Consider the following 21672-nt stretch of genomic DNA (forward strand, 5'->3'; position numbering starts at 1 on the left):
AGGGTAACCGCATGGTCAACAGGGTTGGAGAGGTTGATACTGAAGGTTGCCACCTCACCTTCGGAGACGGTACCTGCACCTGTGACGGTTAAATCAGGGCGATCGGATTCATCGCTGATTGTACCTGTCCCAGACTCATTGAGATTAAAACTCTCATCGCCTATTGTAGCGTTTGCACTTACATCCAACGTAAAGCTTTCGTTGCCCTCAAAAATACTATCATCCGTAGTTTCAACAGAGACTTGAATGTTAGTTGCGTTACCGGGAATGGTGTAGCTGCCATCTTGATTCGCTGCAGCTGTCTGCGTCTGCCCATTCACTTGATAACTAACATCGATGGGATTTACGGCAAAATCATCAAGAGTCGCAGATTGATCATTGAAATTTAATGAGAAGTTATAGGTAACATCGCCATCAACATCATTCGACAACGCAACGCCAAATACTGCTGTATTGCCTTCTACAACAGATTCTGAACTAACCGAAAGAGTTGGTGTATCAGCATTACTACCACCTACTTGTTCGTCGGTAATTGTGCCTATTCCTGATTCATTCAAGTTAAAACTATCATCACCAACGGTAGCGTTCGCTCTAACATCCAGTTTGAAGTTTTCGCTGCCTTCAAAAATATCGTCATCTAATGTTTCAACTGAAACTTGAATATTGGTTGCATTGCCAGGGATGGTGTACGTCCCATCCTGATTGGCTTCAGCTGGCTGAGTAACACCATCCAGTTGGTAGCTGACACTGATCGGATTCGTTGTAAAGTCTGCTAACTCCGCAGATTGTCCTTCTATACTAAGTGCAAAGTTATAAGTCACATCACCATCGACAACATTCGACAGTGCAACATTAAACACAGCGGTGCTGCCTTCAACGACAGGTTCAGAGCTCACTGACAAGGATGGAGTATCCGCGTTGCCTCCTCCCTGTTGTTCATCACTGATCGTGCCTGAGCCAGACTCATTCAGGTCAAAGCTTTCACCACCCACTGTAGCACTCGCATTAGCATCCAACGTAAAGCTTTCACTTCCTTCGAAGATCTCATCATTTGCGGTTTCAACCGAGACTTGGATGTTGGTCGCATTGCCTGGAATGGTATAACTGCCATCTTGGTTTGCGGTAGCAGTTTGAGTAACACCCGCTATCTGATAAGTGACACTGATAGGGTTTTCGGCAAAGTCAGCAATCTCAGCAGTTTCACCATTGAGATTTATTGAGAAGTTATAGGTAACATCACCATCAACATTGTTTGACAAAGCAATATCGAAGACGGCGGTGTTGTCTTCAAACACGGATTCATTGCTGACCGTGAGTTGCGGAAGATCGGACTCGTTGCCAGTGTTGTCCAAAATTGCTGTGCTAGCACTGCTGCTGCCAGCACCATCTCCAACTAGACCGAATACAGGCTCAACGTTAAGCTGGTATTCTTCTGAACCTTCAAATGTTGTGTCTTGAGTAGTGTTGACCGTCACACGGAGTGAAGTAACACCCGCTGGCACCTCAACCGTTCCATCAGCTCCCACTATAAGAATAACGCGCTGCGATGACCCTGAGTCGTCAGAAGAACTTATTACTTCTACACTCATCCCTGACAAGTCTTCATCTTCAGCAGAACTCAAGGACAAAGTCAGTTTTAAGGTTGTGGTTTGATTTGACGCTTTATCAAAGTTGATGGTGTAGCTCGCGTTGCTACCTTCGTCGACCTGAGTATCTCCTGAAACCGATATAGCCGGGATTGGGGTGACATCAACATTAACTACAACTGTATCTGTTCCTCCATTTCCATCATCTACCGTTACCTCAAACGCATCGGAACCATCATAATTTTCATTGGGGGTGTACTCCCAAAGCCCAGTAACAGGGTTGATTGTAACTACCCCGTTTTCAGGGGATGAGGAGATAGAAAAAGTGAGGGAGTCATCGGGGTTTGGATCACTAGCACTCACCTGTCCACTTATCGACGTGTCTTCATTCGTCGTTACAGATACATCATCGGCAAGAGGACTGCTGTTTGAAGCAGTAAACGTTGGGGCTTGTTGAATGGCTTGATATTGGTCTAAAAGCGTTAGGCTCTGAGTTCTCGAAATACCCAAGCTTTCAAAACCTTGAGTATCAAACTCAGTATTAGCTATGGTTTCGTCACCTGTCCTGACGATGGAACCAATTGTGGTCAGACTAGAGCCTATTTGCCCACCAGCAGCGGTTGAAAATTCATCACCTAATTGGGTTGGGTCTTGGCCCTCTTCCAGCGCTGCAATAATGTCATCTATTTCGTTTGTGATATCCTGCAGTTCAGCGCTTTCATCAACAATGCCAATGTTCACATCGGCAAAATCTGGGTTAAGCTCTTCCATGGACATAACTACGTCGCCTGGTTTGGCGACTTCGTTATCATTCAATACGCGAATATTTCCACTTTCATCTATTGCAATTGTTTGTCCAGCAGCTAGGTTACCAATTACTACGTATGCACCAAAACCCATGATAAACCCCTAATCCTTTACAACGTTTTGTCTGTCAAAGTTGTGACAGGTGAAGTTAATATACACATTCACATGATGCATAAATTAACATCGACAACTTTCAAAACAAAAACATTTTTGCTTGTAGTGTTAACAATCTCTACTAAACAAATTACATAGTCGATCGCACATTCTTTGGATAAAGATCACATTTTATTAATCTTTATCTGCAACTTTCATTTTTCATTCCGATTTGAGTATTCATACTAGCCAAACAACATTTTATTAACGAACCATCATCCCAGTTTCTTAAATGATGTTAGTCTTCATAAGCAGATAGTGTTATTTTATTGACGTCGCAGATGGATAATTCTCAAAAATGAGACTTCATATTTGAGTAATATCTCTCGTTCAGGAGTACCCAAGGAGCCCCATCGTGAATTGGAATAGGATTAAGTTGTTGAGCATTGCCACTATGCTCTCTTTTCCAGCACAGAGCCAAACACTCGAACAAGCAGTAGCTTATACAATAACAAACAACCCTGATATTAAAGCTTCGTACAACGAATATATGAGTAAGCTTTATGATGCGAAAGCATCATCAGGTGCGTACCTGCCTTCCATAGACCTAGATGCTGGTATTGGTTATGAACAGGTTGATTTAGCTTCTGGGACAGAAGACGATCTCACCAGAAAAGAAGCGACGCTGAGCCTCACTCAGTTAATTTGGGATGGCTCCGCAACGCTTAATGATATGGATAGAACGGCAGCCGATGCCGAGTCAGTTAGGCTTCAGCTACTTGCGGACTCGCAAGATATTGCACTTGAAGTGACTGATATTTATCTTAACGCAACCAAAGCCTACGAAGTGTTAGCACTGTCGGAGAGCAACTTGGCTGTACATAAAGAAATTTATAACGATATCAAGAAGCGAGTGGACTCGGGTATCGGTTCGACTGCTGATTTATCGCAAGTTGAAGCACGTCTTGCCAAGGCGCACAGTAATCTACTCGCAGCACAGAACAATCTTTATGATGTTCACACGCAGTTCAAACGAATTGTCGGTAAATCGCCACAAGCTTTAATTTTCCCACGAGCAGATGAAAATGCGGTCCCGTTTTCTGTAGATGAAGCGCTGGACTTTGCTTTTAAAAATCACCCAGTGATCAAAGTCGCTCAAGCGGACGTCGACTCGGCTCGATTCCAGTATGACCAAACTAAAGGCGTAAACTACCCAACTCTGTCTATCGAAGCCAACCAGATTTGGCGTGACGATGCAGGTGGTATACGTGGTAGTAGCAACGAATCTTCAGCCATGCTTCGTATGCGCTACAACTTGTACAACGGTGGCTCTGATTCTGATCGAACTGAAAGTGCGGCTTATCAGCTAAACAAAGCGAAAGACTTTCGTGATCGCACATTCCGCAGCCTCGAAGAAGGTCTACGCCTGTCATGGAGTGCATTGGATCTCACTTTGCAGCAGAAGGAGTTCCTAGCGGACCACGTAGACTCGGCATCTGAAACGGTTATCGCCTATGAAAAGCAATACAAGCTTGGAAAACGAACTTTACTTGATCTATTAAACACTGAGAACGAGTTGTTTGAAGCACGCAAAGATTACCTAGATGCTAAATACGCTGAGCAATACGCAAAATATCGAGTCATGAATGCGACAGGTGGTTTGTTGGCAGCGTTGCGTGTTGACACCCCAGAAGATTGGAATAAGGCGGTTGAGTACTAATATGAAAAAAGCATTTTTCACCCTCACTGCTGTCGCCTGCCTATTGTCTTCTGCAACTCACGCTGAAGACGTTTATGACTATCGACAAACGCCTGTACCAAATCAGATAGCTGATTTACTCGACGATGACAAAGACGGTGTTATCAACGCACGCGATTTGTGCCCAGATACCCCACTAGGTGCCGACATTGATAACGATGGATGTGGAACATACGTTAAGTCGGAAGAAGAAATGGATCTTCACATTTTATTCGAGAATGACTCCAGCGACATCCAGCCTGTATTCCTGACTCAAATTCGCGAGATGGCCGATTTTCTTAAAATCTACCCTTCAACATCAATTGAGCTACAAGGCTACGCCAGTAAGGTCGGTAATCATGGCCATAACATGGCTTTGTCACAACGTCGTGCTGAAGAAGTCGAAAGTGCTCTGATTAATAACGGAGTCAGCCACACTAGGATCAGAATTGTGGGTTTTGGTGATACGAATCTCGCTGATACAGGCGATGATGAAATCACACATGCGAAAAACCGCAAAGTCGTGGCAACCGTCGTAGGCCACAAAGGTAGCATCAAGAAAGAGTGGACCATCTTCACTAAAAAAGCGAAGTAAGCGACCTTCTCACCATTTAAATGGGCACTCAATGTGCCCATTTTTATTTAGCTTTCATAGCAACAGTGGTACCCTATCCGCGATTCTACTTATGAGATAAATCCTATGAGCAAATTAACTGCTGATATTCAGGCTAACCTAGAGCTATTCGTATCTGAAACCAAAGCAAATAGCTTGGTTTGGGGTCTTCGCAATGAAGAAGGTTGGCTGTCTTGTGACTCAACGGAATTTGAAAACAGCGAAGTCATGCCATTCTGGTCTTCTAAAGAAGACGCACAAGCACACAACGTGGAAGAGTGGTCAGATTTTGAAGTTTTGGAAATTCCACTAGATATCTTCGTTGAAGACTGGCTACTAACACTAGCAGAAGATGGCGTTCTAGTTGGTACAAACTGGAATGCGCAGCTAGAAGGCAAAGAGCTTGAGCCGTCTGAGCTTGCAAAAATGTATCTGGATTAATAACTCCTGATTAGAAAAACGCCCTCATTTGAGGGCGTTTTTGTGTTCGCGATCATAGAGAAACTTTACGCTTCACTACTTTGCTTGCTGACTAACGAGGCCATGACCGCTTCTCGATTGTCGATGTAATCATTCAAGCCCGCTTTTCTTAAGTCGCATGCTGGGCAATCACCACAGCCATCACCAATAATGCCGTTGTAACACGTCAGTGTTTTTTCTCTCACCAATTGCAGTGCATCGTATTGGTCAGCCAGAGCCCAAGTTTCCGCCTTATTTAGCCACATCAGCGGCGTAACAATGTCTAGATTACGGTCCATACCTTGAACCAACGCACTGTTCATCGCTTTAACGAAGTCATTACGGCAATCAGGATAGCCTGAGAAGTCCGTCTCACACACGCCAGTAATCACAGCCTGAGCACCAATTTGATACGCATAAATGCCCGCTAGGGTCAGAAAAAGAATGTTACGGCCAGGGACGAAAGAGTTAGGTAAGCCATTTTCCTGCAGCTCATGTGAAACCGGAATATCATCACGAGTCAATGAGCTAATGGCAAGCTCATTCAGCAAGCCCACATCCATCACTTTATGCGCTTTAACGCCTAGCTCTTTTGCAAGGTCTTGAGCCACTTCAATTTCCAGTTTATGGCGCTGACCATAATCGAAAGTGATTGCATGCACTTCATCATAATTCTTAAGTGCCTGAACGAGACATGTCGTGGAATCTTGGCCACCACTAAATACTACAACTGCTTTTTTCATTTCGTTTCCCTTACGCAATACTTAGATACTTGTGTGTCTGGATAGAGAGTCTCCAGTTACGCGCAATACAAGTATCAATACATAGCTGAGTGGCGCGTGTTTTCTGACTGATCGGCTGTAAGGCAATAGTCGTACTCTCAGGCACGCCAGCGCGCTCAATCAAAGCATCGAGTTGCTCAATGTCTTTATCGGTCGCCACTGGATGTTTAATCTCATTTGCTCGGAGTAAAGCACAATCCAGAACAGGCAGTTTACCTTTCATTGCCACTTTTGGTGACACTGTCACCCAGGTATTTTCACTCGCCAAAACTGGTGATGTGCCACTGGTTTCAATTTGGCAACGACATCCAATCGCTTCGAATGCTTCTGTCATCGGACGCAAGTCGTAGATGCATGGTTCGCCGCCAGTAATAACAATATGCTTAGCCTGATAACCTTGTTGACGATACTGCTCGATAATGTCACCTCCAGACACACTACACCATGTTGGTGAGTCTTCCGTTTTCGCGAGCACTTCCGCTAACGGGCGTTCGTCTTGAGGTGTCGCATCCCAGGTTTGTTTCGTATCGCACCAAGCACATCCTACCGGACATATCTGCAGACGAACAAACACCGAAGGAACGCCAGTAAAGACGCCTTCACCCTGAATGGTTTCGAACATTTCGTTTAATTTGTACAACTTTGTCTCAGCCTAACTCATCATCAATATTTAGCAGGAACGAGACCATAAATGACTGCACTGCGAAGGTCAACTAAATCAGAAATTGATCATTCCGATTCACTCATTTAATCTGCTTCTTTCTTTAGTGATAACTTTAAAACTTTTAGGTAAGTATATGTACAAGCTGATTGCTTTGGATATGGATGGCACCTTGCTAACCAGCGAGAAGTCCATTTCAGAAAGAACAAAAACCGCCATAGAAAAAGCGCGAGCTCAGGGAGTCAAAATCGTTCTTGCTTCAGGCCGCCCTCTCGCAGGAATGCAAGAGAAACTGACAGAACTTGGCATAGACGGACACAATGAATTTGTGGTCTTCTACAACGGAAGTACTGTGAAAGAAATTGGCTCAGGAAAAGTCATTCATCAAGCCTACATTGACGGTCGACGTGCGAAACAAGTGGCGAAGCTCGCTAAAGAGCTAGGATTGTACTGTCATGCATTCAGTACTGAGCACGGCTTAATTACGCCTGAGAATAACGAGTTTACTACCTTGGAATCTGACATTAACCAAGTGCCGATTACGGAAATGGCGTTCGATTCATTGGAGGATGACCACCCTATCATCAAAGCCATGATCGTCGGTGAACCATCAAAACTGACGCAAGCTGCGAAAGCCATTCCAGATGTACTTCATCAGGAATTCACCATAGTACAAAGCGCCCCGTTCTTTCTAGAGTTTCTTAACCTTGAAAGTAATAAGGGCGTCGGTGTTAAAGCGATTGCAGACTACCTTGGTATTCACGCTGACGAAGTGATTTGTATGGGAGACGCGGAGAACGATCATCACATGATTCGCTATGCGGGGCTCGGAGTCGCAATGGAAAATGCGATGGAGCAAACTAAAGCCATCGCTGATTACATTACCACCAGCAATAACGATGACGGCGTTGCATTGGTCATCGAACAATATGTACTGGCTCAGTGATACTCATGCATTAACGATAAAAGCTGCCATCAGGCAGCTTTTGCAAATTTCCTAACACTAACTACAAACAAAATCATGAGCACTGGGTAACGAATTGCATCTAACCCAAATGACAACACACTGCTTCGAGAAACCAACACTTCACTGTACTCAAACAACCAATATATCGCGACCATGGATATGGTGATCGGAATAGTCAGCTCTGCTGTGATTTTCTTTTCGTTTTCATCCGCCGTATAAATCACTCCTAACGCAGTGCCAATGATCCCAAGCCAAATACCAAATACCGGAATTGGCCATACAGAGACCATCACCAAGCCAGCGGCAATCAACACAAACCAAAGTGCTTTCAACTGTATCAATGTCATCAATTCTACGTCAGGTTTGTTATCTAAGCGGATCAAATGCCAGGCGCACAAACCACCAATCAGCAAACCACTCACCATATCGACAATAAAGTGTGTCCCGGTGTAAAAACTGGAAATAGCAAGCCAAGCAATCAAGCCCACACTAGTCGCTGCAAGGTAATCTGGCCCGTTCTCCCTCATTTTGTTTAGTAGTAAGGTGATCACGCACATCCATACTGCAAACGGCAAACTCGGTAAGCTGTAACCTGAGAATTGTGGTAAAGCCCTGCTCGCAAGATAGACCTGTGGTGGAGGGAGCTGAAACCCCTGTTTCGCCAGTAAAACAATCAATGACGTAATCGTTACGGCGAAAAACACTTTATAGCTAAAATCTCGCCCAAAACGCCAATAAAGATAGGGAAAGAGAACCAGCAGAATGATGGGATGATTCAGTTGAAGGCTTAACTTAAACAGTTCTTCAATAATGGCTTCGGCATGAGTTGGTAGCTTGTCTAGCAACAAACGGAACTCATTTAACCAAGCCAACTCCATTTGATTAAAGGTAGGCGCAGATTCAACCAAGTTATCCACATATCGAACAGGCTGAGGGGTTGCTTGTTCAAAATACCCTGCAATCCGTTTAAGTTGTTCTGGGAATCGGTATTCCTGAGCATTGATCATCTCTGGCGAAATTAACATTGCCGACGCAATTTCAACGCCATAATGCGGTGCAAACCATATTGGTAATTGGTGTGCATCAAATGAATCATCAATGTGAAACGCCACAATTTCAGAATCAGATATACAATCGTAATAAATCGTGTTGTTTCTCTGACCCAGAACTTTATTGATTGAAACAACCAGCCCTGTTTCTTCCCAGGTTTCGCGCTGTGCGGCTGATTCTGGCTTTTCGCCTCGTTTCACATTGCCTGCAGGCAACCATGACTTGCCAGTCAAAATTTCATTAACAAGCACCAGCTTATCATCCGCTCTGATGACACAGGCGGCGCCTTCTATTTCTGGCTGTTTTTGCTCAGCGAAAAGCAAAGATGAGAAAAATGTGAGTGTAAAAAACAGAAACACTCGATCCAACTGCTTAAAAATGGTCATTTATTACTTCTTGTTTAACCCACTGGTTTGCGGAGCCAATGGATGTGATGTTCGAAACCCAGTTCTTTATAAAAATCCAGCGCATTGCTGTTGAAATTCCACACTTCAACAAAGATCTGTTTTACGCCATAGTCATCAAAACGCTGTTCAATCGACTTGCATAATTGTTTTGCAATACCCGACTTACGACACTCTGGAAGAACATAAAGTTCATCGATACTGCCCATTTGTACGGGTTTACTCACGCTGGAAATCAGCTCGCAAAAATGACCGGATACAAAACCAACAATCCGTTGACCTTCAAAAGCAATTAGTACAATACATTCTGGGTCATCTAAGTATCGAGCGATGCTCTTTTCCTGCTCTATATCTTCTGCAGTTTTAAAGTGTTCAGGACATTGGTGATGATGTTCATCGTGCAACCTGAACATCATGTCATTGAGCGATTCTAAGTCCTGCGCTTGAGCGACTCTAATTTCTAATTTGTGCATATTTATTTTGATGTCGCAAATAAAACCACAGTGTGAGTCGAACATAAAAATTTATCAACAAAAAAGCCCCTTAAAGAAGGGGCTAATTAGTGATTATGGAACGCCGTCTCAACTATGATTCGAGGGCTTTCTGAATTTCTTCCAGACTCGTCGGATCATCGATGGTTGAAGGAACAGTATACTTTTCACCATCGGCTATTTGTCGAATGGTCTTGCGAAGGATTTTACCCGAACGCGTTTTCGGTAGACGCTCAACGACCAGCGCGTGCTTAAAGCAAGCAACTGCGCCTATTTCATCGCGTACCTTGCCCACGAGCTCACCTTCAAGTTGCAAGTCATCGACTTTGACACCGTCTTTTAGGACCACAAATCCTAATGGTAGCTGCCCTTTTAAGTCATCATGCACACCGACAACCGCACATTCCGCAATGGCTGGATGACCACCAACAATTTCTTCCATTTCACCGGTCGACAATCGATGTCCGGCGACATTAATCACATCATCGATACGGCCCATAATAAACAAGTAGCCATCTTCGTCTAGGTAACCACCATCACCTGACACATAGTAGCCTGGGAACTGGCTCAAATATCCCGACTCAAATCGGTCATGGTTACGCCACACGGTAGGCAAACAGCTAGGTGGCAATGGGCGTTTCAACGCAACAAAACCTTGTTTATTCGGCGCGACAGGCTCACCTAGCTCATCCAATATTTCAACCTGATAACCGGGGATAGGTTTAGTCGCTGAACCTGCCTTAACAGGCATCAACTCAATCCCCGTTGGGTTACCCGCAATTGCCCAACCTGTTTCCGTTTGCCACCAGTGGTCCACAACCGGTTTGTCGGTTTTACTTTCTACCCACTCCAAGGTTGGAGGGTCTAAACGTTCCCCCGCCATAAAGATGGTTTTTAGATTCGACAGGTCATATTGCTTGAGGTACTCACCGTCTGGGTCTTCTTTCTTGATGGCACGGAAAGCAGTTGGTGCAGAGAATAATACATCGACCTTATACTCTTCACACACACGCCAAAAGGCGCCTGGGTTTGGCGTTCTCACAGGCTTTCCTTCAAACAAAATCGTTGTGCAGCCATGAATGAGCGGCGCATAGACAATATAAGAATGCCCGACTACCCAGCCCACATCAGAAGCCGCCCAATAAACACCATCCTGAGGAACGTTGTAAATGGCACTCATTGAGTACTTCATTGCGACAGCATGGCCTCCGTTGTCACGTACGACTCCTTTCGGTTTTCCGGTTGTGCCTGAGGTGTAAAGAATGTAGAGAGGGTCAGTGGCCAGAACGGGTACGCACGCATGAGGTAAAGCGTTGTTGTACGCCTGCATCCAATCCACGTCTCGCGCCTGACTTAATTCAGCCTCACACTGGGGGCGTTGTAATATCAAAACCTTTTCAGGTTTCCAGCGGCTATCCATCACTGCTTTATCAACCATAGGTTTATATGGGATGACCTTATTGATCTCGATACCACAAGACGCGGTCATGATAACTTTTGGCTCAGCATCTTCTATCCGTACCGCAAGCTCGTTTGGGGCAAAGCCTCCAAATACCACAGAGTGAATGGCCCCTAAACGTGCACATGCCAACATTGCCATTGCGGCTTCTGGAATCATTGGCATGTAGATAACAACTCGATCGCCTTTCTCCACCCCTTGCTCTGCTAGCATCCCTGCGATCTTGGCGACCTTATCCCTAAGCTCTTTGTATGTGTACTTTTGATTGTTACCGGTGACAGGAGAGTCATAGATAAGTGCTGTTGTCTCCCCTCTTCCTTGTTCACAGTGGTAATCGAGTGCAAGCCAACAAGTGTTAAGCACACCATCAGGGAACCAACGTTCAATACCGTTTTCATCCTTTTGCAAAATGGTCTTTGGTTGCTCAAACCAGTCCAATTGCTCGGCTTGCGCTTTCCAAAATTGCTGTGGGTTTTCCTGAGCCCAAAGGTATTCTTTCTGATATGCAGACATAATGCTTCCTCCAGTATGTCCTGACATTACTTACATCGGGTTTGTTACCGACGAGATTTATTCTTCAAAGACATTGGAGGGAACACGCACAAAGCCCTCCATCAAAATACGAGCGCTTCGGCTCATTGCGGCTTTTTCTACTACCCAGCCTTGGTTGGAATGAGTGGCCCGAGCACCTACTTTTAGCGTTCCGGACGGATGCCCAAAAGTCACTGAATGCTTCTCACCGCCTCCAGCGGCCAAATTGACTAATGTCCCCGGCACACAAGAAGCTGACGCAATGGCAACTGCGGCCGTTCCCATCATCGCGTGATGTAACTGGCCCATAGATAAAGCTCTCACCAGCAAATCAACGTCATTATCGTCAATCTGTTTTCCGCTTGAGGCTTGATAGCTCTTCGCTTTGCTAACAAAAGCCACCTTAGGGGTGTGTTGGCGAGACTCTGCTTCTTCAACCTTATCAATAAGCCCCATTTTGAGTGCGCCATAAGCTCGGATCTTTTCAAATCGTGCTAATGCCAACTCGTCACTATTGATATCTTGTTGAAGCTCAGTGCCGGAGTAACCAAGGGCATCGGCATCAATAAAAATCGTTGGGATACCAGCATTAATCAAAGTAGCGTTAAATGTACCAACCTCAGGTACTTCAAGATCATCGACTAAATTTCCCGTTGGAAACATACTTCCATCACCCGCAGCAGGGTGCATGAAATCCACTTGAATTTCAGCCGCAGGAAAAGTCACCCCGTCTAGCTCAAAGTCTCCAGTTTCTTGAACAAGTCCATTGAGGATAGGCACGTGGATGACAATCGTTTTTCCGATATTGGCCTGCCACACTTTCACCGCAACCACACCATTTTCAGGTATACGCTCTGCAGGGATTAGCCCGGCATGAATCGCAAACGGGCCAACCGCCGCCGATAGGTTTCCACAATTTCCGCTCCAATCAACAAAAGGCTTATCAATGGAAACTTGCCCAAATAGGTAATCCACATCGTGCTCTGGCTGACTGCTCGGTGAAACGATGACGGTTTTGCTTGTACTCGAAGTTGCCCCTCCCATACCATCGATTTGTTTAGCATAGGGATCGGGGCTACCAATGACTCTTAGCAGCAACGCATCTCGAGCCTTTCCCGGTTTTTGTGCCTCTTCGGGTAAATCAGAAAGATTAAAGAACACACCTTTACTCGTACCGCCTCGCATATAGGTCGCGGCGACCTTTATCTGGCTCGGTCTAATGTTACTCATAATCACTCCTTATTGAGCCAGAAAGTCTTGAGCGAAGCGTTGCAATACACCACCCGCGTTGTAAACAGAGACTTCGTCGGCGGTATCGAGTCGACACGTGACCGGCACGTCCAGCTTTTCACCGTTCTGACGCGTCACAACTAAGGCAAGGTCAGTCCCTGGCTTAATCTCACCAATCACGTCATAAAGTTCGGTCCCATCAAGCATTAACGTCTGGCGGTTGACACCTTCTTTAAACTGCAAAGGAAGCACGCCCATCCCCACAAGATTGGTTCTGTGGATACGCTCAAAACCTTCGGCAACGATAGCTTCGACGCCTGCCAAGCGAACGCCTTTTGCCGCCCAGTCACGAGATGAGCCTTGACCATAATCGGCTCCTGCAACAACAATGAGGGGTTGTTTTCGGTTCATGTAGGTTTCGATAGCTTCCCACATACGCGTGACCTTTCCTTCAGGCTCAATACGAGCCAGAGAACCTTGAACAACTTCGCCTTCGTCTCTAACCATTTCGTTAAATAACTTAGGATTCGCAAAGGTCGCACGCTGCGCGGTAAGGTGGTCTCCACGGTGAGTCGCGTAGGAGTTAAAGTCTTCTTCAGGAACTCCCATTTTCGCTAGGTACTCACCTGCAGCGCTGGACGCAAGAATGGCGTTAGAGGGAGACAAATGGTCGGTTGTAATGTTGTCACCGAGTATTGCTAGAGGCCTCATTGAAGACAGTGTTCTTTCACCCGCTAATGCGCCTTCCCAATAAGGGGGTCTGCGAATATAGGTACTTTGCGGCCGCCAATCGTATAAAGGATTACTGTTGCTTTGTTCATCATCAAGTTTAAACATTTGAATATAAACTTGATTAAACTGCTCGGGTCTAACGTACTTACCCACAACCGCGTCAATTTCTTCATCAGTTGGCCAAAGGTCATTGAGGTAGATAGGCTTGCCGTCAGCGTCTGTACCCAACGTATCTCGCTCGATATCGAAGCGAATCGTCCCTGCCAACGCATAAGCAACAACCAAAGGCGGTGACGCCAAAAATGCTTGTTTCGCATAAGGATGGATACGCCCGTCGAAGTTGCGGTTACCAGAAAGCACCGCCGTCGAATACAAATCTCGTTCAATGATTTCTTGCTGAATCTCAGGGTCTAACGCACCACTCATCCCGTTACATGTCGTACACGCATACGCGACGATACCAAAGCCTAGTTTTTCCATCTCTTCAAGCAAACCTGCTTCTTCAAGATACAACTTCGCAACTTTTGAACCCGGAGCGAAAGACGACTTCACCCATGGCTTGCGGACAAGGCCCAATTGGTTGGCTTTCTTGGCAACCAAGCCTGCGGCGACAACGTTTCTTGGGTTACTGGTGTTCGTACAAGAGGTAATCGCTGCAATAATTACCGCGCCATCTGGCAATTGACCTTCACTCTCTTGCCACTGGCCTGCAATACCCTGTGACGCTAGCTCTGACGTTGGTAAGCGGCGATGTGGATTCGAAGGGCCGGCCATATTGCGTGTCACTGCAGACAAATCAAACTCAAGCACACGTTCGTATTGCGCCGTATCTAAATCATCAGCCCAAAGGCCTGTTTGCTTGGCGTAGTTCTCAACCAGTTCAACTTGTTGGTCATCCCGCCCCGTCAATTTTAGGTAGGTAAGCGTTTGTTCATCAATGTAGAACATGCCTGCTGTCGCACCGTATTCAGGCGTCATATTGGAGATGGTTGCGCGATCACCAATTGTTAGGTCACTGGCACCTTCACCAAAGAACTCAAGGTACGATGAGACAACACGCTCATTTCGTAAGAACTCAGTGATAGCAAGAACGATATCCGTGGCGGTAATACCAGGTTGGCGTTTACCGGTGAGCTTAACACCCACAATATCCGGTAGGCGCATCATTGATGGTCGGCCTAACATTACTGTTTCAGCTTCAAGCCCGCCAACACCAATGGCAATAACACCTAATGCGTCCACATGCGGGGTATGACTGTCAGTTCCGACACAGGTGTCTGGGTAAGCAATACCATGCTTGGCTTGCACTACAGGTGACATTTTTTCGAGATTAATCTGGTGCATAATGCCGTTACCTGCAGGAATAACGCTGACATTTTCGAATGCCGTTTTACACCACTCGATAAAGTGAAAACGGTCTTCATTCCGACGCTCTTCGATCGCGCGGTTTTTCTCGAACGCATCAGATTCAAAACCCGCATGCTCCACCGCCAGAGAGTGGTCGACGATCAGCTGGGTTTCTACCACAGGGTTCACTTTAGCGGGGTCGCCTCCTTGGTCTGCAATTGCATCACGTAAACCGGCTAAATCAACTAAAGCGGTTTGCCCCAAAATATCGTGACAAACCACGCGTGCAGGGTACCAAGGAAAGTCTAAATCGCGTTTGCGATCAATTAGTTGTTTAAGAGAGGCTGTTAGAGACTCAGGATCACACCGTCGCACTAATTGTTCAGCAAGAACTCGCGACGTGTAAGGGAGAGTCTCATAAGCTCCTGGCGTAATATCATTGACTGCTTCTCGGGCATCGAAAAAATCAAGATGAGATCCCGGAAGCGACTTACGATATTTTGAATTCACTGTACTACTCATATCATTGCTTCCATTCAGATAATATTCGGGTATCCGAGCCTCCCTACAAGCTGGCAAGGAGGCTCTTGGGTAACTGGGTGTTACCTCTTTTCGATAGGAACCCAATCCTGATGCTCAGGACCTGTGTAATCCGCACTTGGGCGAATAATGCGGTTGTTGGCACGTTGCTCATAAACGTGCGCAGCCCAGCCAGTCAGACGGCTCATGACGAAGATAGGTGTAAACAACTTGGTTGGAATGTCCATAAAGTGGTACGCCGAAGCATGGAAAAAATCTGCATTACAGAACAGTCCCTTTTCACGTTTCATCACCGACTCGACTCGCTCAGAGACCGTATAAAGGTGCGTATCACCCACTTTATCTGAAAGCTCTTTCGACCAACGTTTGATTAATGCATTTCGAGGGTCACTTTCACGATATATAGCATGGCCAAAGCCCATAATTTTGTCTTTATTGGCTAGCATCTGCATGATGTTGGTTTCTGCCTCATCAGGCGTCTGCCAGTTTTCGATCATTTCCATCGCAGCTTCGTTTGCCCCGCCATGGAGTGGACCACGCAAAGTACCAATGGCAGCCGTAATACAAGAATGGATATCCGACAGCGTCGAGGCACACACACGAGCCGCAAACGTCGAGGCGTTAAACTCATGCTCAGCATAGAGAATCAGCGAGCAATGCATGACCTGCTTATGCAGTTCACTCGGATCTTTGTCCGTGAGCATTTTAAGAAAATAGCCACCAATACAATCTTGAGACTGGTCTTCGGTATCAATTCGAACGCCATCATGACTGAAGCGGTACCAGTAACAAATGACTGCTGGGAATAGCGCCAACATTCGTTCCGTCGCATCTTGTTGCTCAGAAAAATCCCTTTCCTGTTCAAGGTTGCCAAGAACCGAGCAACCTGTTCGCATCACATCCATAGGGTGAGCGCTTGCTGGAACCAGTTCCAACGCTTGCTTTAGCTCAGCAGGTAAGCCGCGTAAACCAATCAGACGCGTTTTGTATGCATCCAGCTCCTGCTGCGTCGGTAAGTGACCACGTAACAGTAGATGGGCTACTTCTTCAAACTGCGCGTTATTGGCTAGATCAGTGATATCGTAACCTCGATACGTCAGACCTGTACCTGTTTTACCGACGGTGCATAATGCAGTGCTTCCGGCGCTTTGACCTCGTAGGCCTGCACCACCTATCTCTTTAGTAGGCATGTTGAACTCCTTTTCTGTCCGCTCTGCTCTCTGAATGGAGCATTTTCTGTTCGGACAAGTTTCACGTTATTGAATTAAAAGTTTTCCGATACTTTTCTTAGGCTTCCGTTTGTTTCTGTTGGCTATTTTCCTTCTGAAAACAGCTGATCTAATTTGTCTTCGTAATCATGGTACTTGAGGTGTGCATAGAGCTCTTTACGTGTTTGCATCGAATCAAGCAGTGCCTCTTGATTTCCCTCTTTCAACAGGTGGGCGTACACCATCTCTGCGGCTTTATTCATCGCTCTGAAAGCACTCAATGGATACAGCACCATATCAACATTTGATTTAGCTAACTCTTCACCACCATACAATGGCGTTTGGCCAAATTCGGTAATATTCGCCAATATAGGCACGTGTTTTCCGGTCGCTTGCTTTAGCGCTTCAGAGAACTGTGAATACTGCTCTAATTTGTTCATCGCCTCTGGGAAGATCATGTCTGCGCCAGCTTCAACACAGGCAATCGCTCGTTCAATGGCGCTATCCATTCCTTCAACTGCGAGCGCATCAGTACGAGCCATGATGACGAAACTCTCGTCATTGCGTACATCTACCGCGGCTTTAACGCGATCAACCATTTCCTGTTGACTGACAATGGCTTTGTTTGGTCTGTGACCACAACGCTTTTGGGCCACCTGATCTTCCATATGAACAGCGGCAGCACCGGCTTTTTCCATCGCTTTGATCGTGCGACCAATATTGAATGCGCCACCAAAACCAGTGTCGATATCCACCAACAAAGGCAGATCACACGCGTTAGTAATGCGGTCAACATCGACCAAGACGTCATTGAGGGTCGTGATTCCCAAATCAGGGAGACCGTAAGATGCGTTGGCAATACCGCCACCTGACAAATATATCGCTTGGTGACCTATGTTTTTCGCCATCATGGCGCAGTATGGATTAATCGTACCGACAATCTGCAAAGGATCATTTTGCTCTACGGCGGCTCTGAATTTCGCCCCTGGAGATAAACTCATGACAGTTTCCTTCTAGTCATTTTCAGCAAGTAAAATTTGTTGCTCTATTAACCGTCTGCTGCCTGAGATATGTCTTCTCATCAACATTTCGGCCAATTCCTCATCACGATTACGAATCGCCTGAAGGATAAATTTGTGTTCGTTCAGCGCTTCTTTTGGTCTGGATTGAGCCCGCGGCGATTGGTATCGATACATACGCAGCAAGTGATACAGCTCATCACATAAGAGCGCGATCAACTTACTATTGCGGCTCGCCTGAATAATGCGATAGTGAAAATCAAAGTCGCCTTCCTGATGAAAGTAAGAAGCGCCTGCAACTTCATCGATGTGCTTTGAGTGCTTGGCAAGCAATAGCTCCAAACTCAACAGCTCTTCCTGAGAGATATAACGTGCTGCCAAGCGCGCAGCCATACCCTCTAAAGCCTCTCTAACCGCGTAGATTTCAACCAGCTTTTCAGGGGAAAAGGTAATCACTCGTGCCCCGACATGAGGAATGCGCTCAATCAACCCCAATCCCTCAAGTCGCATGATAGCTTCTCGAAGTGGGCCTCGGCTCACCTCGAATCGTTTCGCCAACTCAGGCTCAGAGATCTTACTTCCGGGTTCCAAACTACCTTCTACAATTGCTTCAATTAGAATTTCGGTCAGGCTTTCTGATTTGGTGTTTTCTTTCTCTGTTGCTCTACTTTTCATACGAGTCGTGAGTTCGTCATTCATACTTTTGCTCGCTTACCTGTCTAACTCAATGTGTCAACAGTTTTGATGTCATACCTATAAAATAGCCGATCGAATTGTCGACAATCAAGATAATTGTCGACAATTTAGACTAAGGTATAAGTTAATTCGGTAGGGACATCTGACTTTAACGAAATGCAGTACTCGTTTCTCATCTCTGTTTGTGAGCTCTATCGGCAAGAACAACACAAGAACAATGACTTAACTCTCATATGTAATTAGTATCGTTAGTATAGAAGTAACAATGGATATCTATGACAAGGATGCAGACTCCAATTGGTAAGACATCAATCGCTGTTGCTCTAGGCTTGAGCCTGACAGCGTGCTCAATGTTCTCTGAACCTAAGAGAGAACCCTATTACCCCGCACTTAGAGACGCTGTTTATTCTGACGAAGACATTACGGTGATCGAATCAAACAATGTTCTCAAAACTGCCATTAAGTCCAATCAATATGTCAACGTTGCAGACCACGATAAAGTTAATGGCAACGCAGCCAAAGTATTTGCTGAAGTCTTAAATAGCTCAGCAGTGACGGTGAAAGACATTCAGAATGAACAGTTCCATGAAGGCTTAGAAACCATCATTAAGCAGTTTACTTGTGAGCTGTATGCCAGCAAACAACCCGCTGATTCTGTGCAGCTCTGCCCACTAGATTCTAAGATTGTCGACAATAATCTACATTACCTACCCTTCGAGGATGGGTTACGGTTTACCCAAAGACTGAGCACAACACTGAATGACGATGAGGATAGGCTACAGCTTGAGTTGTTTCTAAAAAGTACGCACGAGCGCTCACTCGATTCTCTTTGGGGAGCAGTGCATGAATTGGGAAGTTTTAAGAACAGCCAGCTTTCTGAGGACAGCTTAGTCCTTACTATCAATATGAAAGTGTATAAGAAGTCTGATTCAAACCTACGATGGACGTATCTTCACCCAGAACCATTGGTCTTTTTTGTCGTGCTTCCGTCAGTCGATTTGATCATTAATCGTCCAAATGAAATAGAAAGCATGGATTTCGCTTATAGAAGCGCAAAATTGTTAGTCGTTGATAGTCGCTAAATGAATCTTGGATTCTGAGAGAGGCTCACACATTCAGCGATTTAACATGCAATCAGCCTTTTATAATAAGTGGTAGGATTTATTTACGATTAGTTTACTGCTACTTTTTATAAATCCAACAAATTATATCTTACGTATCAGTATAATTTTTAAGGTCTTTTTTTGTAACAGACTCATTATTTCAAGGATATTATATGGCTGATAAGTATTCAGCGTCGGCTAGCTTAATTTCGGCAAAGGATTATAAAAATCAAGAGCATACGGTAAGTGAATTTACCGTAACTCAAGCTTTGTCTACTCCTTTTGAGATTACTGCCACACTCGTTTCTTCTAGTTTCAGTGTTAAAGATCAACTAGGTCAATTGTTGACGATTAACCGTTATTCCAACGAGTCCGGCAGCAATAAGCTACAACGTTCTTTCAATGGCGTGATTGCTCGCATTGAACAAATGGGCCTAGACGCCAACCTGCAGTTTATGCAGTACCGAATTACTCTCAAGCCTTGGTTTTGGCTACTAACGCATACACACTCATTTCGCGTCTATCAAACTCAGTCGACGAAAGACATCGTCAGTGACATCTTCGATAACGCGGGCTTCAAAGGAAAGTACAAGCTCTCTAGTTTGCCTTCCACAAAAAGAGAGTACTGCCTCCAGTACAATGAGTCTGACTTTGATTTTGTTACTCGATTGCTTGCCGAAGAAGGCCTGCACTACTACTTCGAGCACGAGTCCGGCGACCATACAATGGTCATTCAAGATGCTCAGTCCCCTTTCGACAAAGCCGACGTCGCCAAATTCGATATGCAGGAAACCCCTTCTGGGAGCCTCCCGCTGATCAAGTCCTGGGCACCGGTTATGTCTTTCCATGGCGCGAGTGTTGAATTAACGGCGTATGACTACTCGCAGTCTAAATTAGTGACAAGCAAAGCCAAAACAAGCAGCAATACGATTGCAAACAATACGAAGCTGGCATCCGTCCACTACCCTGATTTGGGCATAAGTGGAGATATGACCGACTTATCCAGCAATCTAGCTAAAAGGCGGATTGAGCAAATAGAACAAGATTACCAATCCGTTATTGCTCACGCTGAACACGATATGTTCGAGATTGCGACGTGGTTTTCCTTGTCCAGCCATTTAGATAAATCTCAGCTCGGCGATTTCTCGGTTGTCAAAACATCAACACACTACGCGGATGATGTTCGATGCGCCACTGAGGTGAAGCTTATCCCTAAAGCCACACCGACTTACCCCAAGCCTCGCTCCAAGCAAGTCGTCAATGGTTTGCAAAGTGCTACGGTTGCGGGTTCAACCGCAGGTGAAATCAACCAAGATGATCAAGGCAGAGTCCGTATTCAATTCCATTGGGATACCGAAGCCAGCGGCGACAAAACCAGTTGTTACGTGCGTGTCGCACAAATGATGGCTGGTAGCGGCTATGGGACGCAGTTTATTCCACGAGTGGGCCAAGAAGTACTGGTTTCCTTTATTGACGGCGACCCTGATCAACCAATCATTACGGGCAGTGTTTACAACAGTAAAAACGCGCCTCCTTATAAAGAAGCAAACGCGACCAAAACAGGTATAAAGACTAAGCTAACGGGCCAGACAAACGAGCTCTACTTCGACGACAAGAAAGACAACGAGCTGGTTTATCTTCATGCTGCCAAAGACATTACTCAGGAGGTTGAAAACAATCATACTGAAACCGTTAAAGGCGAATTGAGCCAGTCGGTGACGAAAGCGATGACAATTGCGACAGAAGACAATTACACCCTGAACATCACAAAAGCAATGAGTGGTTCAGCGAAGTCCATCACGCTAGAAGCTGATGACTCCATCGACCTCAAAGTCGGCTCGAGTAAGATTTCAATATCTTCGTCATCTATCTCCATTGAAGCCACGAACATCGATATCAAAGCAAGCAGCGCGCTCAACCTTGAAGGGACGAATGTCACCAGCAAAGCTACATCTGCGAACAAAGTCTCTGGCACCACCACAGCTCTTGAGGCCACCAGTTCAAACAGCATTAAGGGATTAAGCATTGCAATTAAAGCCAGCACAACACTAAGTGCTGAGGGTTCACTAAGTGCTGAATTCAAATCTGGCCTGAAAGGCACATTCGATGGTGGTGTTTTAGGCGAATTGAAAGGCGCCATTGTGAAGGTAAACTAA

Annotated in this window: 17 protein-coding genes; 6 read left to right on the forward strand and 11 right to left on the reverse strand. The window is 45.5% G+C overall.

Annotation, left to right across the window (positions count from 1 at the left end; translation table 11 throughout):
* On the reverse strand, positions 1–2486 hold a 2486-nt coding region (locus tag F0265_RS05930; RefSeq protein ID WP_171748195.1), incomplete at its 3' end, for an Ig-like domain-containing protein.
* 415 nt (positions 2487–2901) lie between these two features.
* Here F0265_RS05930 and F0265_RS05935 point away from each other — a divergent pair.
* From F0265_RS05935 to F0265_RS05945, 3 genes are all read left to right on the forward strand, one after another.
* A complete protein-coding gene (locus tag F0265_RS05935) occupies positions 2902–4206 on the forward strand; it encodes a TolC family outer membrane protein (RefSeq protein WP_171748196.1) in 1305 nt (434 codons plus the stop codon).
* A 1-nt stretch (position 4207) separates the two neighbouring features.
* Positions 4208–4819, forward strand: a complete 612-nt coding sequence (locus F0265_RS05940; protein WP_006962111.1) for an OmpA family protein — start codon at positions 4208–4210, stop codon at positions 4817–4819.
* Positions 4820–4924: 105 nt separating this feature from the next.
* A complete protein-coding gene (locus F0265_RS05945) occupies positions 4925–5278 on the forward strand; it encodes a DUF2750 domain-containing protein (protein WP_019278084.1) in 354 nt (117 codons plus the stop codon).
* A 65-nt stretch (positions 5279–5343) separates the two neighbouring features.
* On the opposite strand, the gene queC is transcribed toward F0265_RS05945, so the two are convergent.
* Positions 5344–6039, reverse strand: coding sequence for a 7-cyano-7-deazaguanine synthase QueC (queC, locus tag F0265_RS05950; protein WP_006962109.1), 696 nt, complete (start codon positions 6037–6039; stop codon positions 5344–5346).
* 10 nt (positions 6040–6049) lie between these two features.
* Positions 6050–6700 (reverse strand): 7-carboxy-7-deazaguanine synthase QueE, encoded by a 651-nt coding sequence (gene queE, locus F0265_RS05955; protein ID WP_171748197.1) that lies wholly within the window; start codon positions 6698–6700, stop codon positions 6050–6052.
* Positions 6701–6875: 175 nt separating this feature from the next.
* On the opposite strand from queE, the gene F0265_RS05960 reads away from it, so the two are divergent.
* Complete coding sequence (locus tag F0265_RS05960; protein ID WP_171748198.1) at positions 6876–7685, forward strand: Cof-type HAD-IIB family hydrolase; 810 nt, start codon at positions 6876–6878, stop codon at positions 7683–7685.
* Positions 7686–7714: 29 nt separating this feature from the next.
* Here the strand turns inward: F0265_RS05960 and F0265_RS05965 are convergent, their stop codons facing one another.
* The 8 genes from F0265_RS05965 to F0265_RS06000 form a co-directional block, all read right to left on the reverse strand.
* Positions 7715–9142, reverse strand: a complete 1428-nt coding sequence (locus tag F0265_RS05965) for a bifunctional NUDIX hydrolase/phosphatase PAP2 family protein (protein ID WP_171748199.1) — start codon at positions 9140–9142, stop codon at positions 7715–7717.
* A gap of 14 nt (positions 9143–9156) precedes the next feature.
* Positions 9157–9633, reverse strand: coding sequence for a GNAT family N-acetyltransferase (locus F0265_RS05970; RefSeq protein WP_171748200.1), 477 nt, complete (start codon positions 9631–9633; stop codon positions 9157–9159).
* Between the two features lie 112 nt (positions 9634–9745).
* The gene (locus F0265_RS05975; protein WP_171748201.1) at positions 9746–11623 is read right to left on the reverse strand and encodes a propionyl-CoA synthetase; all 1878 of its coding nucleotides are present in this window, start codon (positions 11621–11623) and stop codon (positions 9746–9748) included.
* Positions 11624–11680: 57 nt separating this feature from the next.
* Complete coding sequence (prpF, locus tag F0265_RS05980) at positions 11681–12871, reverse strand: 2-methylaconitate cis-trans isomerase PrpF (protein ID WP_171748202.1); 1191 nt, start codon at positions 12869–12871, stop codon at positions 11681–11683.
* A 9-nt stretch (positions 12872–12880) separates the two neighbouring features.
* Positions 12881–15472 (reverse strand): Fe/S-dependent 2-methylisocitrate dehydratase AcnD, encoded by a 2592-nt coding sequence (gene acnD, locus F0265_RS05985; RefSeq protein WP_171748203.1) that lies wholly within the window; start codon positions 15470–15472, stop codon positions 12881–12883.
* An 80-nt stretch (positions 15473–15552) separates the two neighbouring features.
* Positions 15553–16680 (reverse strand): 2-methylcitrate synthase, encoded by a 1128-nt coding sequence (gene prpC, locus F0265_RS05990; RefSeq protein WP_171748204.1) that lies wholly within the window; start codon positions 16678–16680, stop codon positions 15553–15555.
* Between the two features lie 122 nt (positions 16681–16802).
* A complete protein-coding gene (gene prpB / locus F0265_RS05995) occupies positions 16803–17699 on the reverse strand; it encodes a methylisocitrate lyase (RefSeq protein ID WP_171748205.1) in 897 nt (298 codons plus the stop codon).
* A gap of 12 nt (positions 17700–17711) precedes the next feature.
* Complete coding sequence (locus F0265_RS06000; protein WP_006962098.1) at positions 17712–18416, reverse strand: GntR family transcriptional regulator; 705 nt, start codon at positions 18414–18416, stop codon at positions 17712–17714.
* Between the two features lie 281 nt (positions 18417–18697).
* On the opposite strand from F0265_RS06000, the gene F0265_RS06005 reads away from it, so the two are divergent.
* Complete coding sequence (locus F0265_RS06005; protein WP_099609185.1) at positions 18698–19495, forward strand: hypothetical protein; 798 nt, start codon at positions 18698–18700, stop codon at positions 19493–19495.
* Positions 19496–19689: 194 nt separating this feature from the next.
* Complete coding sequence (gene tssI, locus F0265_RS06010) at positions 19690–21672, forward strand: type VI secretion system tip protein TssI/VgrG (RefSeq protein WP_171748206.1); 1983 nt, start codon at positions 19690–19692, stop codon at positions 21670–21672.

This window comes from Vibrio sp. RE88 (assembly GCF_013113835.1).
Taxonomy (GTDB): Bacteria; Pseudomonadota; Gammaproteobacteria; order Enterobacterales; family Vibrionaceae; genus Vibrio.

Excerpts from the sequence above, each read along its gene's own strand:
- F0265_RS05940 (WP_006962111.1), top strand. The coding sequence starts at position 4,208 with ATGAAAAAAGCATTTTTCACCCTCACTGCTGTCGCCTGCCTATTGTCT.
- F0265_RS05945 (WP_019278084.1), top strand. The coding sequence starts at position 4,925 with ATGAGCAAATTAACTGCTGATATTCAGGCTAACCTAGAGCTATTCGTA.
- queC (WP_006962109.1), bottom strand. The coding sequence starts at position 6,039 with ATGAAAAAAGCAGTTGTAGTATTTAGTGGTGGCCAAGATTCCACGACA.
- queE (WP_171748197.1), bottom strand. The coding sequence starts at position 6,700 with ATGTTCGAAACCATTCAGGGTGAAGGCGTCTTTACTGGCGTTCCTTCG.
- F0265_RS05960 (WP_171748198.1), top strand. The coding sequence starts at position 6,876 with ATGTACAAGCTGATTGCTTTGGATATGGATGGCACCTTGCTAACCAGC.
- F0265_RS05965 (WP_171748199.1), bottom strand. The coding sequence starts at position 9,142 with ATGACCATTTTTAAGCAGTTGGATCGAGTGTTTCTGTTTTTTACACTC.
- F0265_RS05970 (WP_171748200.1), bottom strand. The coding sequence starts at position 9,633 with ATGCACAAATTAGAAATTAGAGTCGCTCAAGCGCAGGACTTAGAATCG.
- F0265_RS05975 (WP_171748201.1), bottom strand. The coding sequence starts at position 11,623 with ATGTCTGCATATCAGAAAGAATACCTTTGGGCTCAGGAAAACCCACAG.
- prpF (WP_171748202.1), bottom strand. The coding sequence starts at position 12,871 with ATGAGTAACATTAGACCGAGCCAGATAAAGGTCGCCGCGACCTATATG.
- acnD (WP_171748203.1), bottom strand. The coding sequence starts at position 15,472 with ATGAGTAGTACAGTGAATTCAAAATATCGTAAGTCGCTTCCGGGATCT.
- prpC (WP_171748204.1), bottom strand. The coding sequence starts at position 16,680 with ATGCCTACTAAAGAGATAGGTGGTGCAGGCCTACGAGGTCAAAGCGCC.
- prpB (WP_171748205.1), bottom strand. The coding sequence starts at position 17,699 with ATGAGTTTATCTCCAGGGGCGAAATTCAGAGCCGCCGTAGAGCAAAAT.
- F0265_RS06000 (WP_006962098.1), bottom strand. The coding sequence starts at position 18,416 with ATGAATGACGAACTCACGACTCGTATGAAAAGTAGAGCAACAGAGAAA.
- F0265_RS06005 (WP_099609185.1), top strand. The coding sequence starts at position 18,698 with ATGCAGACTCCAATTGGTAAGACATCAATCGCTGTTGCTCTAGGCTTG.
- tssI (WP_171748206.1), top strand. The coding sequence starts at position 19,690 with ATGGCTGATAAGTATTCAGCGTCGGCTAGCTTAATTTCGGCAAAGGAT.